A 14,476-nucleotide genomic window follows, 5' to 3' on the forward strand; every position below is an offset into this window, starting at 1 on the left:
CTACGTGTCGCAGTCCAGGACCGTCCCGCACAGCCCGCACCGGGCCCGGACCCGGCCGCGCGCCGGGAGCCGGAGGCGCTGGTGGCAGACCGGGCAGCCGAAGGAGACCCGCAGCGCGTCCGGCGCCCCCTCGAAGGCGTACGGGGCGTCCGGCGCCCCGGGCGTGCCCGGCCGCTCCCGGGCCTGGCGCCGGGCCCTCGCGTAGCGGCGGCGGTCCGGTCCGCCCGCCGCCGCGAGCGGGGGCCTGCGGAGGTCCCGCAGCGCCCGGTCCCGCCCGGCGCGGAACGCGTCGTACGCCTGCGGGCTGGTGAACCACGGCGACGGGTCCTCGCCGAAGGCCGACGCCCGCTGGGCGAGGACGTAGCCGAACTCCTCCGGGGTGAGGTAGCCGAGCTTCTGGCTGGAGACCGCGTCCTCGCGGAAGGCGTCGAGCAGCAGCCAGCCGGCGCCCAGGTAGGTGGCCACGGTGTCGGTGAGGATCTCGTTGTCCCGGGTGCCGGGGAACGCCAGGCCGAGCCGGTGCAGCAGCACATGGGTGATCTCGTGGGAGAGCGCGGCGCCGATGTCCCCGCGATGGGTGCGGAACCGGTCGTTGAGTTCGACGAAGTACTCCGGCCCGGCGGCCAGTTCGATCTCGGCGGCATGCTCCATCGTGCGGAACGAGACGATCATCCGGGCGTCCGGAAGCCGGAGGTGCCGGGCGACCGACCGGGCCACCCGCTGGGTGCCGAGGTGGAGGTTCTCCCCGTCGAGGAGAGTGGTGTCGGCGGCGGTGAGGCTCGTGGCGTAGGAGCGGACGCCGTCGTACGAGAGCCGCCGGTAGAGCGCGGTGATCGCGGACCGGACCGTCGCGAGATGCGGGAATCCATGGACCACCGGGCTGCGGATGGTCCGGTGGCTGCCGTCCGTCATGTCCCCCCGTTCCCGAGGATCGGCCGGTCGTACCGGCCGGATTCCACTGTAGCGGCAGGGGTGCGGGCGATCTTGGCCGGAAAGTGATCCTTGTGGGGTTCATGATCATTTCCCGATAATCCCAAGCGTGCCTTTGTCGGGTCCATGACCAGGGTGTGGTGTCGTGCCGCACCCCCCGTCACCACCCGGCCCGGGGCACGGGCACTCCCCACAAGCACACCCCCACAAGCACCCCCCCACCCGGCACACCCCCCACGAAAGAAGGCAGTTCCATGAAGCAGCTTCTGCGTGCCGTGAAGAGATGTTCCGTCATAGCCGCCGTCGTCCTCGCCGGCTTCAGCCTCCAGCCCGCCGGCGCCTCCGCCGCCCCCCAGCCGGTCGTCGGCGGAACCCGCGCCGCCCAGGGCGAGTTCCCGTTCATGGTCCGGCTCTCGATGGGCTGCGGCGGCGCCCTCTACGCCAAGGACATCGTCCTCACCGCCGCGCACTGCGTCGACGGATCGGGCAACAACACCTCCATCACCGTCACCGGAGGGGTCGTCGACCTCCAGTCCGCCAGCGCGGTCAAGGTCAAGTCCACCAAGGTCCTCCAGGCCCCCGGCTACAACGGCGCGGGCAAGGACTGGGCACTCATCAAGCTCGCCCAGCCCATCAACCAGCCGACCCTCAAGATCGCCACCACCACCGCGTACAACAACGGCACCTTCACCGTCGCCGGCTGGGGCGCGGCCACCGAGGGCGGCGCCCAGCAGCGCTACCTGCTGAAGGCCAACGTGCCCTTCGTCTCCGACGCCGACTGCCAGGCCGCCTACGGAGGCGACCTCATCCCCGGCGACGAGATCTGCGCCGGACTCCTCTCCACCGGCGGCGTCGACACCTGCCAGGGCGACTCCGGCGGCCCCATGTTCCGCAAGGACAACGCCGGAGCCTGGATCCAGGTCGGCATCGTCAGCTGGGGCAACGGCTGCGCCCGGCCCGGCTACCCCGGCGTGTACAGCGAGGTCTCGACCTTCGCCGCCAACATCGCCTCGGCGGCGGCCACGCTCTGAGTCACCCCCGAACCACCCCGGGGGCGCCCCTGAACACGGGCGCCCCCGGGCCCAGCTCCACGAACGGGGCCCCCGCCCCCTCCACCTCCAGCACCCACACCTCGTTGCCGCCCTCCCGCAGCACCGGCCCCGGCACATACAGCGTCCGCTGCGCGCCCACCGACCAGTAGCGGCCCAGACAGAAGCCGTTCACCCACACGAACCCCCGTGCCCAGCCCGGAAGTTCGAGCCCCGCGTGCCCGACCCCGGCCACCCCGTCGAGCTCGAACGTCCCCCGGAACAGCCCCGTCCCGTCGGACCGGCCGACCTCCCCGAACGCCACCCGCTCCACCGCCCCCGGCTCCTCGAACGCGTCCAGCCGCAGCGCCCGCGCCCGCACCCCGTGCAGATACTGCCGCTCGTGCCGCACCCCGCCCGTGATCCCCTTGGACTCACCGAGCCGCGGCCCGTAGTTGACCCGGCCCAGCGACTCCACCCACAGCTCGACCTCCGCGGGCCCCGCCACCGGCTCCGCCAGGACACTGTCCTCGGCCGTCAGCACCCCCGCCCGGACCCCGTCCACCCGCACCACGGCCCGGTCCCGGAGCCCCGTCACATCCAGCGCGTACGGCTGACGCGGACCCGGCACGGACACCCGGTAACGCACCAGACCCCGGTCCACGCCCAGCTCCTCGAAGGTCGGCGGCATCCCGGACGGCGCCCCCTCCTCGTCACCCAGCGCCTCCAGCACCGCATCCAGCGACGCCCACCCCGTCAGCCGCACCCGCACCGGCTCCGCCAGCCCGACCGGCTCCGGCGGCAGCTCGGGCAGCGGCCCGTCCGCGTACGGGGCGAGCACCTCACGGAACATCCGGAACTTCTCCGTGGCCCGGCCGTACTCGTCGACCGGCGCGTCGTAGTCGTACGACGTCACCGTCGGCAGGAAGTCCTGGTCCTGGAGCGGACCCGACCGGTTCGCCCCCGCCCACCCGGCGAAGTTCGTCCCCCCGTGCGCCATGTAGATGTTCACCGACGCCCCGCACTCCAGGATCTCCCGCAGCGCCTCGGTGGCCGGCCGGGGATCGCGCTCCATCGGCCCGGCACCCCAGTGCTCGAACCAGCCGCACCAGAACTCCATGCACATCAGCGGCCCCTTCGGCTGATGACGGCGCAGCACCTCGAAGGCCTCCCGCGCCCCCGAACCGAAATTCGCCGTCGCCAGCAGACCCGGCACGGAACCGCCCGTCAGCATGTGGTCCTCCGGCCCGTCCGACGTGAACAGGGGAACGGTCAGCCCCCGCTCGCGCAGCATCCCGGCCACCCGCCGCAGATAGACCCGGTCGGAGCCGAAACTCCCGTACTCGTTCTCCGCCTGCACCATGATCACCGGACCGCCGCGCCCGATCTGCCGCTGCACCACCTGCGGCAGCAGCGCCGCGAACCAGCGCTCCACCGCCTCCAGATACCCCTCGTCACGCGAGCGCACCCGCCGCCCGAACCGCCCCGTCACCCAGACCGGCAGACCACCGTTCTCCCACTCGGCACAGATGTACGGACCCGGACGGACGATCGCCCACAGCCCGGCCCGCTGCGCCGCATCCAGGAACCGGCCGAGCGCGCCCACGTCCCGGAACCGGCCCGGCCGCGGCTCGTGCAGATTCCAGGGCACATACGTCTCCACGCAGTTCAGGCCCATGGCGCGGAGCATCGACAGCCGGTGGTCCCACTGCTCCTCGTGCACCCGGAAGTAGTGCAGGGCCCCCGACAGCAGCCGTACGGGCTTCCCGTCGAGCCGGAAGTGGTCGTCCCCCACGGTGAAGTCAGCCATCGTGCTCGTAACTCTCCTGTGCGCGCGGCCCCCGTGACCCGCGCACCCGGGGCGTACGACGGCACGCACCACGGAGCGGGCGGACCCGGGAGGAATGGTGCCCCCACCCTCGCCCTCTGGCGCCCGGCCGGTCCATGGACAAAGATCACTACTGTTTGGACGCAAATGTTCAAACCCGTGCCCGACCTGGCACGGAAGTGGTCGAAGGAGGAGCGAGGGCGGCCGATGTACCACACCTGGATGCGGTTCTTCACCCCCAGCCCGCTCCACCACCGGCTGGGCCTGGTCTGCCTCGGCGTCGGGCTCCAGCACGGCACCCTGCCCACCGTCGGCCCGCGCACCCTCGACCACCACGTGGCCGTCGTCGTCCACTCCGGCAGCGGCTGGTTCACCGGGGCCGACGGCCGCCGGATCCCCGTCACCGCACCCAGCCTGATCTGGCTCACCCCCGGCACCCCGCACCACTACGGCGCCGACCCCGACACCGGCTGGGACGAGAGCTTCGTCGACTTCACCGGCCCCGCCACCGCCACCTACACCGAACTCGGCTACATCGAGCCCGACCGGCCGCTCGTCCCGCTCGCCGACACGGCCGCACCACGCGCCGCGATCAGCCGGATCGTCCGCGCCGCCCGCCGGGGCAACCCGCTCCTGGAAGTGGAGACCGGAGCCGCCGTCCACGAACTGCTCGTCGCCCTGCGCCGGGCCCGCGCCGACGTCAGCCCGGACGGCGACCCCGTCCTGCAGGCCCTCGCCCGCGACGCCTTCCAGCCGTTGTCGGTCGCCGAGCACGCCGCCCGGCACGGCATGACCACCGCCGAACTGCGGACGGCCGTACGACGGGGCGCCGGACGCAGCCCCAAGGACTACCTCCTCGGCATCCGCCTCGGCCGCGCCAAGGAACTCCTCGCCGCCACCGACCTGCCGGTCGCCGCCGTCGCCCGCCGCGTCGGCTACGACGACCCCGCCTACTTCTCCCGGCTCTTCGCCCGCCGGGTCGGCACCGCCCCCGTCCGCTTCCGCGAACAGCAGGGACACACCGTCCCCGGAGGCTGGAGCGACCGGATTCCGGACTCGGAGCACCCACCGACGATCATCCCGCCCGGCCCGGCCGTCTAAGCTCGCTGACCATGACGACCAGGGACATCGACGAGTCCGTGAACGCCGAACTGAACCGGCTGCGCGAGAGCATCGACAACATCGACGCCGCTGTGGTCCACATGCTCGCCGAGCGCTTCAAGTGCACCCAGCAGGTCGGCCACCTCAAGGCCGCCCACCACCTGCCCCCCGCCGACCCGGCCCGCGAGAGCCGGCAGATCGCCCGACTGCGACAGCTCGCGGAGAGCGCCCACCTCGACCCGGCCTTCGCCGAGAAGCTGCTGAACTTCATTGTCGCGGAGGTCATCCGCCACCACGAACGGATCGCGGAGGAATCCGCCACCGCCACCGAACACTGAACACACCCCCCGCGACGACCGGCCGGACACCACCGGTCAACCCCGCGACGACACCCGCCGCACACCCCCGGGCCCATCCGCCCGACACCGCCCGCGCCGCACCGACCGCACCACCCCCGCGGTCAGCAACAGCCCGAACCCCGTCGCCAGCACGACGATCGCGGCACCCGCCGACTCGTTCACATGACCGCCCTGGCCCACCGGCTCGGGCGCCCCGCCGCCGGCCCACTCCGGCAGCACCAGCAACCCCACCCCCACCAGGGCCAGGAGCACCCACCCCACGCTCTCGCGGCGCGCGGACCGCACCGCCACCAGCGCGCCCACGGCCAGCAGCACCGCACACCCCAGCGCCGGAAGCACCGTGTACCCCCACCACTCCGACAGCAACGGCCGCCAATACCACTCCGCGGCCGGCCGCGGCCCGTCGTAGTAGTACAGCGTCCGCGGCCGGGGCTCGCCCAGGAAGTCCCGCAGCGTCCCCGGCACCACCCCGCCCACCAGCCCACCACCGAACACCAGCCCCGCGAACCGGCCGGGCCGACCCCCGTCGGCCCGGCCGATCCGCACCGCCACCACCGCCGCACAGCCCGCCAGCAACCCCAGGAACACCCCCTTCACCGCCCCATAACCCACCGGCGTCCAGGCACTCCACGGATAGTTCTCCAACCGCGCCGCCCGCCACATCCCGACGAGACACCACACCAGCGCCCCCGCCGCCACCCCGCACGGCACCACCCCCACCACCCGCCGCCGACCACCCCGACACCCCGCCGCCCCGACAACCACTTCCCGACCCCCACACCTCTCCCGACCCGTCCGCCGCAGGACGGGACGCCTCCCACACCCGCACGGTTCCGGAGACCCCCGACCCCTCGCTCAGCCGTGGGAGAACCCGCCCCCGAGCCACCCACCGCGTACGGCAGCATGGACACATGTCCGTACTGACGCGCGACGAAGCGCAGACCCGAGCCCAGTTCCTCGACGTGCACCACTACACGATCGACCTCGACCTGACCACGGGGGAGGAGACCTTCGACTCCCGCACCGTCATCCAGTTCACCGCGGCCACCACCGGCGACACCTTCGTCGAACTCAAGCCCGCCACCCTGCGCTCGATCAGCCTCGACGGACACCCCCTCGACCCCGCCGACCTCGTCGAGAACCGCTTCCCCCTCACCCACCTCACCCCCGGCACCCACGAACTGCGCATCGACGCCGCCATGCGCTACTCCCGCACCGGCGAAGGCATGCACCGCTTCACCGACCCGGCCGACGGCGAAACCTACGCCTACACCCAACTCTTCATGGACGACGTCCAGCGCGTCTTCGCCGCCTTCGACCAACCCGACCTCAAATCCGTCTTCACCCTCGCCGTCACCGCCCCCGAAGGCTGGACCGTCCTCGGCAACGGCATCGCCGACCACCGCGGCCAGGGCCGCTGGGAACTCGCCACCACCCCCCTCATCTCCACCTACCTCGTCGCCGTCGCCGCCGGCCCCTGGCACTCCGTCACCACCGAACACGCCGGCCTCCCCTTCGGCATCCACTGCCGCCGCTCCCTCGCCCCCCACCTCGACACCGACGCCGACGAAATCCTCGACATCACCCGGGCCTGCTTCGACCGCTTCCACGAGAAATTCGACGAGCCCTACCCCTTCGACTCCTACGACCAGGCATTCGTCCCCGAATTCAACGCCGGCGCCATGGAGAACCCCGGCCTCGTCACCTTCCGCGACGAATTCATCTACCGCTCCGCCGTCACCGACACCGAACGCCAGACCCGCGGCATGGTCATCGCCCACGAAATGGCCCACATGTGGTTCGGCGACCTCGTCACCCTCGCCTGGTGGGACGACATCTGGCTCAACGAGTCCTTCGCCGAATACATGGGCTACCAGACCCTCGCCGAAGCCACCCGCTTCACCGACACCTGGGTCGACTTCGGCGTCATCCGCAAGGGCTGGGGATACGACGCCGACCAACGCCCCTCCACCCACCCCGTCGCCCCCGACCCCGACGCCGTCCCCGACACCGCCTCCGCACTCCTCAACTTCGACGGCATCTCCTACGCCAAGGGCGCCTCCGCCCTGCGCCAACTCGTCGCCTGGCTCGGCGAAAAGGACTTCCTCGCCGGCATCAACACCCACTTCGCCCGCCACAAGTTCGCCAACGCCACCCTCGCCGACTTCGTCGACAACCTCGCCTCCGCCACCGACCGCGACGTCCACGCCTGGGCCGACGCCTGGCTCCGCACCACCGGCGCCGATACCCTCACCTCACACGTCCAGGAGACCGACGGCACCTGGACCCTCACCGTCGACCGCGACGGCACCCGCCCCCACCGCATCGCCGTCGGCGCCTACGACCGCACCCCCGACCCCCACACCGGCGAAGACACACTCACCCTGCGCGAACGCTTCGAAATCGACGCCCCGCACACCGGCACCCCCGACCCCCGCCCCGGCCACCGCCCCACCCTCCTCGTCCTCAACGACGGCGACCTCACCTACGCCAAGATCCGCCTCGACCCCCACTCCTGGGACACCGCCCTCACCCACCTCTCCGACATCCCCGACGCCCTCACCCGCGCCGTCATCTGGAACGCCGCCCGCGACATGGTCCGCGACGGAGAACTCGCCCCCACCGCCTACCTCGAAGCCGCCCGCACCCACCTCCCGCACGAGACCGACCTCGCCCTCGCCCAAGGCGTCCTCGCCTTCGCCGGCCTCCACATCATCCGCCAATACCTCACCCCCGAACAGCACCCCACCGGCCTCGCCACCCTCACCGACCTCTGCCGCGACCTCATCCGCCGCACCGAGGACGGCCACAACCCCGGCCTCCGCCTCGTCGCCGTACGCCACCTCATCGACGCCGCCACCCAGCCCGACACCATCCAGGACTGGCTCACCAACGGCACCGTCCCCGGCGGACCCGAACTCGACCCCGAACTCCGCTGGCGCATCCTCACCCGCCTCGCCGTCCTCGGCGCCACCGACGAAGCCACCATCGCCGCCGAACTCGAACAGGACCCCAGCGCCCCCGGACAGGAAGGCGCCGCCCGCTGCCGCGCCGCCCTCCCCACCCCCGAGGCCAAGGAAGCCGCCTGGCAAGCCCTCTTCCACGACGACACCCTCTCCAACTACCTGTTCGCCGCCACCGCCCAAGGCTTCTGGCAACCCGAACAGACCGACCTCGTACGCCCCTACATCACCCGCTTCTACCCCGACGCCACCGCACTCGCCACCCGCCGCGGCAACGCCATCGCCGAAGCCGCCGGAACCCACGCCTTCCCCATCCCCCTCGTCGAAACCGACCACCTCCACCTCGGCCAACAGACCCTGAACAACAACGACCTCACCCCCGCCCTCCGCCGCAAGCTCACCGACCGCATCGACGACCTGCGCCGCGCCCTCGCCGTACGCGAAGCACACTGACCCACCCCGCACCACCCGTGCCCGGCGCCCCCACCACAAGGCGCCGGGCACAGCCATGTCCCCCTCCGCCCCAATAGCACCAAAACCACCCCCACACCCCCCACACCCACCACCATCCCCCTTTCGAGTTCAGAAACCCCGGCTCCACCCCCACACACCCACGAAACCCGGGCAAGCTGACACGTCGTCCCATGCCCCCACACACCCCAAGGACCCCACACCCATGCCCACCCCACCCCCACCCCTCGCCGGAACCACCACCGGACCCACAGCACTACGCCCCCTCCTCGACACCGTCCTCACCGCCCTCCACGACGGAGCCCGCCGCCGCGACGGCCCCCTCCCCACCGGCGGCCCCGACACCGTCACCACCCACACCCGCACCGCCACCCACCCCCTCCTCCCCGAACACGGCACCGGCCCCCACCACGCCCTCCGCACCCTCGTCACCGCCCTCACCGAAGGCGCCGCCGACCCCGCCGAACCCCTCTGCACCGCCCACCTCCACACCCCACCCCTCGCCCTCGCCACCGCCGCCGACCTCGCCGCCTCCGCCCTCAACCCCTCCATGGACTCCTGGGACCAAGCCCCCGCCGCCTCCACCCTCGAAGCCGACACCACCACCACCCTCGCCACCGAGATCTACCCCCACCAACCCCACCCCGACGCCCTCATCACCACCGGCGGCACCGAAGCCAACCAACTCGCCCTCCTCCTCGCCCGCGAACGCAACGGCCCCATCCACACCATCTGCGCCGCCAACGCCCACCACAGCATCACCCGCGCCGCCTGGATCCTCGGCCTCCCCACCCCCACCGTCCTCCCCGCCCCCAACGGCGTCATGGACCTCACCGCACTCGACAAAGCCCTCACCACCCTCCAACCACCCCTCCTCGTCACCGCCACCGCCGGCACCACCGACACCGGCCACATCGACCCCCTCACCGACATCGCCGACCTCTGCGCCACCCACGGCGCCGAACTCCACATCGACGCCGCCTACGGCGGCCCCCTCCTCTTCAGCCCCACCCACCGACACAAACTCCACGGCCTCGACCGCGCCCACAGCGTCACCCTCGACCTCCACAAACTCGGCTGGCAACCCGCCCCCGCCGGCATCCTCGCCGTCCCCCACCACCACCACCTCCACCCCCTCCACCACCAAGCGCCCTACCTCAACGCCCACGACGACACCGAAGCCGGCCTCCCCGACCTCCTCGGCCGCTCCCTCCGCACCACCCGCCGCCCCGACGCCCTCAAAATCGCCGTCACCCTCCAGGCACTCGGCCGCACCGGACTCGCCGACCTCATCGACCGCACCCTCGCCACCGCCCACCACCTCGCCGACCTCATCACCCAAACCCCCGGCCTCGACCTCTACGACCACCCCACCATCAGCACCGTCCTCTTCCGCCCCACCGGCGCCGACGACCACACCGTCGCCACCATCCGCCGCACCCTCCTCGACCGCGGCCAAGCCGTCCTCGGCCGCGCCCACGCCGACCACCACCTCTGGCTCAAAGCCACCCTCCTCAACCCCCACACCACCCCCGACCACCTCCGCACCCTCCTCGACCTGGTGCACCGACTCGCCCACGAAAACCCGGAAGGCAACACCCCCCGATGACCGACCACCCCACCCCCGACACCGACCAGCCCCACGACCTCGTCGGCATCGGCATCGGCCCCTTCAACCTCTCCCTCGCCGCCCTCGCCCACGGCGTACCCCACCACCCCCTCGACACCGCCTTCTACGAACAACGCCCCGCCTTCCACTGGCACCCCGGCCTCCTCATCGACGGCGCCAGCCTCCAAGTCCCCTTCCTCGCCGACCTCGTCACCCTCGCCGACCCCACCAGCCCCTGGACCTTCCTCAACTACCTCCGCACCCGCGACCGCCTCTTCCCCTTCTACTTCGCCGAACGCTTCCACATCCAACGCGCCGAATACGACGCCTACTGCCGCTGGGTCACCGGCCAACTCCCCGGCCTCCACTTCAGCCACCAGGTCGACGCCGTCCGCTGGAACCACCACCGCAACCTCTTCGAGATCGACTTCACCCAACTCGACCACGACGGCGAAGCCCAAGCCCTCGGCCGCACCCACGCCCGCCACATCGCCCTCGGCGTCGGCACCGAACCCCACATCCCCCCACCCCTCCAACCCCTCATCGAAGCCGACGACATCCCCGTCATCCACTCCGCCGACTACCTCCACCACCGACAAGAACTCCTCGACGCCCACCACATCACCGTCATCGGCTCCGGCCAATCCGGCGCCGAAATCTTCCTCGACCTCCTCCGCGCCCGCCCCACCGGCCGCGAAAACCTCCACTGGCTCGCCCGCACCCAGGCCTTCGCCCCCATGGAGTACTCCAAACTCGGCCTCGAACACTTCACCCCCGACTACAGCCGCTACTTCCACGCCCTCCCCGAAACCGTCCGCGACGAACTCGTCCCCCACCAATGGCAACTCCACAAAGGCATCGACGCCGACACCATCGCCGCCATCCACGACGAGCTCTACCGCCGCACCCTCCACGGCGGCTGGCCCGACACCACCCTCACCCCCGGCGTCCACGTCCGCACCGCCACCCGCATCGCCCACACCCGCATCGAACTCCACCTCGAACACACCCAACAGAACACCCACACCCGACTCACCACCGACGCCGTCATCCTCGCCACCGGCTACCGCGAACGCTCCCTCGACCGCATCCTCGGCTCCCTCGACCCCCACCTGAACCGCGACACCTCCGGACGCCCCCGCATCGACGACCGCTTCCGCCTCGACCTCGACCCCACCGTCACCGGCAACATCTACGTCCAGAACGCCGAACGCCACACCCACGGCGTCGGCGCCCCCGACCTCGGACTCGCCGCCTGGCGCAGCGCCACCATCCTCAACGACCTCACCGGCACCACCCCCTACCCCCTCCCCGAACGCACCGCCTTCACCACCTTCGGCCTCACCCCCCAAGACCCCCACACCCCCACCCACAACCCCGACCTCATCCCCCTAGCCCACAACAACTGACCCCCCACGCAGAAGGCGGCCGCCCCCTCCCCAAGGAGAAGACGGCCGCCCACCCGAAACCCCTAGAACACCGGCACACCCTCACGCGTCAGCCGCCAGTCCACCGAAGCGAACTCCGCACTGTCCACCGAACCCTTCGCCTGCACCCAGGCGATGATCGTGTTCCGGATCTCCTCCGAGTTCGCCCACACCTGCTTGGCCCCCGCCACATGCGGGAAATTACCCCCACCACTGGCCCGGTAATTGTTCACCGCCAGCACGAACCGCGCCGCCGGATCCACCGGCTTCCCCTCGAACGCCAGACCCACGATCCGCGAACCACTCGGCTTCGCAATATCGATCTCGTACGTCACACCCGACACCGCGTCATAATTGTAATCCGGAGTATTCCCCGCATTCGTCAGCTTCGACGTATCCACCGGAGCACCCACCGCCGTCTGCACGTAATACCGCGCCGAGAACTCCAGATAATCCCGCAGCTGCGCACCAGTCATCAACCGCGCCTCAAGCGTGTTCTCAAAGGGATACAGCCCCGCCGCATCCTTGATCGTCACATTCCCGGCCGGAATCCGCGCCGTACGCGAGAAACAGGACGCCTGCGAAAGCACCGGCAACGCCGCATACTCACCACCCGCCAACGCCGCCTTCACCGTCTCCGCCTGCACGACATTGATCAGATCGATGATCGGCTCGTCCTTCCAAGCCGCCTCCGCCGTACTCATCGCCGCCGTCGACGTACCGATCACCTGATTGACGTACGCCACCACCTTCTTGTGCTCGTCCGCCAACAACCGGGTGATCTTCGAATCCTCCGCCACCGAATTCGAGTTCAACACCCGCGAACCGGCCCGCTCGACCACCCAGCGACCCTTCTCCCACACCAGATCGAAATCGAACAGGGTCAACCGCTGCCCCCACTTCAGCGGCTCGGACAACACGACCTTCTTACCGGTCTCCTTGTTCTCCACGAAGTACTCGGGAATCTCCAGATGCGCATGACCCACCAGAATCGCATCGATCCCCGGCACCTGCTCCGCCACCAACGCCGCCGCATTCTCCACATACGGCACCTGATCCCCGTACGACGACGTACCACTCGTACCCGAATGCGCCGAAACGATCACCACATCCGCACCCATCGAACGCAGCCGCGGCACATACTTCGCCGCCTGCTCCTCCAGCCCCGGGAACACCATCTTCCCACCGACATTCGCCTTGTCCCAGATCGCGATACCCGGATTCGTCAACCCCAGAATCCCGACCCGCACATCCCGCCCCTGCGGCGTCCGCAACTTCTTGATCACATACGGAGCGAACGCCGGCCGCAACGACTTCGCATCCAACGCGTTCGCACCCAGCAGCGGAAAATCACACTGCTCCTCGAACTTCCGCAGCACCGGAATACCGTAATTGAACTCATGGTTCCCGAGCGCCGCCGCGTCGTACCCGATCGCGTTCATCGCCTGCGCCATCGGATGCACCGGACCACGCTTCGCCGTAATCGGATCGATCTTGGCGTAGTAGTACGACAACTGGGTGCCCTGGATCGTGTCACCCGCGTCGATCATCAACGTGTTCTGGCGGCCCTTCTCCCGGCGGATCTGCTCCACCAACGTCGAGATCTTCGCCAGACCCACATCGTTGTGGTCCTTGTCGTCGAACTCCTTGTCCGTGAAGTAATCCCAGTTGAAAACATTCCCATGCAGATCCGTCGTCCCCATCACGGTGAACGAGTACCGCTTCTGCGGACGCCCGGAACCATGCCCCACACCCGGCCCACCGGCCACGGCCGGCACCGCGGAACCCCCCGCCAGCGCCACCCCCGCACCGGCGACCGCCGAAGTGCCCAGGAACGTCCTACGGTTCAGCGGCATTTCCACTCCCACATCTCAGCTCTCACGCGCTTCACTACCCACGCGTCCCGATCGCGTCCGACACAGCCGGCCCCGACACACGCGGCCGACCGCCGCACAACGCGCGTAGATAATGTCGCAGGAGCCCCACCCCGCAACACCCCTCACGGGTTTCGATCTGATGACCAGCCGCTGTCCGACCCGGATGCCACAGTGGAACCATGACCCAGACACCCCCACCCCACGGCACCCCCGAACACCCCCGCGTCGCCGTCCGCGGCGACGCCCGCCTCGACATCGACCCCGAAACCGCCCGCATCACCATCACCGTCACCGCCCGCGGCAAGGACCGCCGCCACACCCTCGACGACCTCACCCGCCGCAACCACCACGTACTCGAACTCGCCCGGTCCTACGGACAAGCCGTGGAAAAACTCGAAACCGGCGCATTCTCCCTCACCCCCGAACTCACCCAATCCGGCCGGAGCGAAAAAATCCGCGCCCACCACGGACGCGTCCACATCACCGCCGTCCTCAACGACTTCACCGCACTCGGCGAATTCACCACCCGAATCGCCGACCTCGAAATGACCCGCGTCAACGGCCCCTGGTGGGGACTGCGCCCCGACTCCCCGGCCCACGCCGAAGCCCGCCGCCGCGCCGTCCACGCCGCCGTCCAACGCGCCCGCGAGTACGCCGCGGCCCTCGACGCCCACCTCGTCGCCCTCGTCGAACTCGCCGACCTCGGCGCGGAGAACACCGCACCACCCACACCCGCCGCCCCACGCGGACGCGCCGCCTTCGGAGGCGCCCCGGCCGAGCCCGCCCCCGCCCTCGACCTCGAACCCCAGCGCCAGACCGTCTACGCCCAGGTCAATGCCCGCTTCATCATGTCACCGCCAAAACTCTGACGAGATTCCGCGAA

At 70.5% G+C, this 14,476-nt stretch carries 11 protein-coding genes; 7 read left to right on the forward strand and 4 right to left on the reverse strand.

The window, feature by feature from the left end:
- Positions 1–912, reverse strand: a complete 912-nt coding sequence (locus tag ACF08W_RS08355) for a hypothetical protein (RefSeq protein WP_392278805.1) — start codon at positions 910–912, stop codon at positions 1–3.
- A gap of 272 nt (positions 913–1,184) precedes the next feature.
- Here ACF08W_RS08355 and ACF08W_RS08360 point away from each other — a divergent pair, with 272 nt between their 5' ends.
- A complete protein-coding gene (locus ACF08W_RS08360) occupies positions 1,185–1,961 on the forward strand; it encodes a serine protease (RefSeq protein WP_352274961.1) in 777 nt (258 codons plus the stop codon).
- A 1-nt stretch (position 1,962) separates the two neighbouring features.
- Here ACF08W_RS08360 and ACF08W_RS08365 read toward each other — a convergent pair whose 3' ends face one another.
- The gene (locus ACF08W_RS08365) at positions 1,963–3,768 is read right to left on the reverse strand and encodes a beta-galactosidase family protein (RefSeq protein WP_392278806.1); all 1,806 of its coding nucleotides are present in this window, start codon (positions 3,766–3,768) and stop codon (positions 1,963–1,965) included.
- A gap of 225 nt (positions 3,769–3,993) precedes the next feature.
- Between ACF08W_RS08365 and ACF08W_RS08370 the strand changes: the two genes are divergently transcribed.
- Both ACF08W_RS08370 and ACF08W_RS08375 read left to right on the forward strand, forming a co-directional pair.
- Entirely contained in the window at positions 3,994–4,887 is an 894-nt protein-coding gene (locus tag ACF08W_RS08370; RefSeq protein ID WP_352275105.1) for an AraC family transcriptional regulator, read from the forward strand.
- An 11-nt stretch (positions 4,888–4,898) separates the two neighbouring features.
- On the forward strand, positions 4,899–5,225 hold the full coding sequence (locus tag ACF08W_RS08375; RefSeq protein WP_352274963.1) for a chorismate mutase: 327 nt from the start codon (positions 4,899–4,901) through the stop codon (positions 5,223–5,225).
- Positions 5,226–5,261: 36 nt separating this feature from the next.
- Here the strand turns inward: ACF08W_RS08375 and ACF08W_RS08380 are convergent, their stop codons facing one another.
- Positions 5,262–5,969 carry a hypothetical protein gene (locus ACF08W_RS08380; protein ID WP_385211371.1) on the reverse strand — a complete coding sequence of 236 codons (708 nt, stop codon included), beginning with the start codon at positions 5,967–5,969 and terminating at the stop codon, positions 5,262–5,264.
- Between the two features lie 188 nt (positions 5,970–6,157).
- Between ACF08W_RS08380 and pepN the strand changes: the two genes are divergently transcribed.
- The 3 genes from pepN to ACF08W_RS08395 all read left to right on the forward strand — a co-directional run bounded on the left by pepN (position 6,158) and on the right by ACF08W_RS08395 (position 11,698).
- Positions 6,158–8,662, forward strand: a complete 2,505-nt coding sequence (gene pepN / locus ACF08W_RS08385) for an aminopeptidase N (RefSeq protein ID WP_392278807.1) — start codon at positions 6,158–6,160, stop codon at positions 8,660–8,662.
- A 223-nt stretch (positions 8,663–8,885) separates the two neighbouring features.
- Entirely contained in the window at positions 8,886–10,289 is a 1,404-nt protein-coding gene (locus tag ACF08W_RS08390) for a pyridoxal phosphate-dependent decarboxylase family protein (protein WP_392278808.1), read from the forward strand.
- Positions 10,286–11,698, forward strand: a complete 1,413-nt coding sequence (locus tag ACF08W_RS08395; protein WP_392278809.1) for a lysine N(6)-hydroxylase/L-ornithine N(5)-oxygenase family protein — start codon at positions 10,286–10,288, stop codon at positions 11,696–11,698. The genes ACF08W_RS08390 and ACF08W_RS08395 overlap by 4 nt, the downstream gene beginning before the upstream one ends.
- 62 nt (positions 11,699–11,760) lie before the next feature.
- Here ACF08W_RS08395 and ACF08W_RS08400 read toward each other — a convergent pair whose 3' ends face one another.
- The gene (locus ACF08W_RS08400) at positions 11,761–13,572 is read right to left on the reverse strand and encodes a bifunctional metallophosphatase/5'-nucleotidase (protein ID WP_392278866.1); all 1,812 of its coding nucleotides are present in this window, start codon (positions 13,570–13,572) and stop codon (positions 11,761–11,763) included.
- A gap of 200 nt (positions 13,573–13,772) precedes the next feature.
- Here ACF08W_RS08400 and ACF08W_RS08405 point away from each other — a divergent pair, with 200 nt between their 5' ends.
- Positions 13,773–14,462, forward strand: a complete 690-nt coding sequence (locus ACF08W_RS08405) for an SIMPL domain-containing protein (protein WP_385211379.1) — start codon at positions 13,773–13,775, stop codon at positions 14,460–14,462.
- Positions 14,463–14,476 lie beyond the last annotated feature (14 nt).

Source organism: Streptomyces sp. NPDC015144 (assembly GCF_043079735.1).
Classification (GTDB): domain Bacteria; phylum Actinomycetota; class Actinomycetes; order Streptomycetales; family Streptomycetaceae; genus Streptomyces.

Bases quoted from the DNA above. Each gene is read 5' to 3' on its own strand.
- ACF08W_RS08375 (WP_352274963.1), top strand. From the start codon at position 4,899: ATGACGACCAGGGACATCGACGAGTCCGTGAACGCCGAACTGAACCGG.
- ACF08W_RS08400 (WP_392278866.1), bottom strand. From the start codon at position 13,572: ATGCCGCTGAACCGTAGGACGTTCCTGGGCACTTCGGCGGTCGCCGGT.
- ACF08W_RS08370 (WP_352275105.1), top strand. From the start codon at position 3,994: ATGTACCACACCTGGATGCGGTTCTTCACCCCCAGCCCGCTCCACCAC.
- ACF08W_RS08355 (WP_392278805.1), bottom strand. From the start codon at position 912: ATGACGGACGGCAGCCACCGGACCATCCGCAGCCCGGTGGTCCATGGA.
- ACF08W_RS08405 (WP_385211379.1), top strand. From the start codon at position 13,773: ATGACCCAGACACCCCCACCCCACGGCACCCCCGAACACCCCCGCGTC.
- ACF08W_RS08395 (WP_392278809.1), top strand. From the start codon at position 10,286: ATGACCGACCACCCCACCCCCGACACCGACCAGCCCCACGACCTCGTC.
- ACF08W_RS08360 (WP_352274961.1), top strand. From the start codon at position 1,185: ATGAAGCAGCTTCTGCGTGCCGTGAAGAGATGTTCCGTCATAGCCGCC.
- pepN (WP_392278807.1), top strand. From the start codon at position 6,158: ATGTCCGTACTGACGCGCGACGAAGCGCAGACCCGAGCCCAGTTCCTC.
- ACF08W_RS08365 (WP_392278806.1), bottom strand. From the start codon at position 3,768: ATGGCTGACTTCACCGTGGGGGACGACCACTTCCGGCTCGACGGGAAG.
- ACF08W_RS08390 (WP_392278808.1), top strand. From the start codon at position 8,886: ATGCCCACCCCACCCCCACCCCTCGCCGGAACCACCACCGGACCCACA.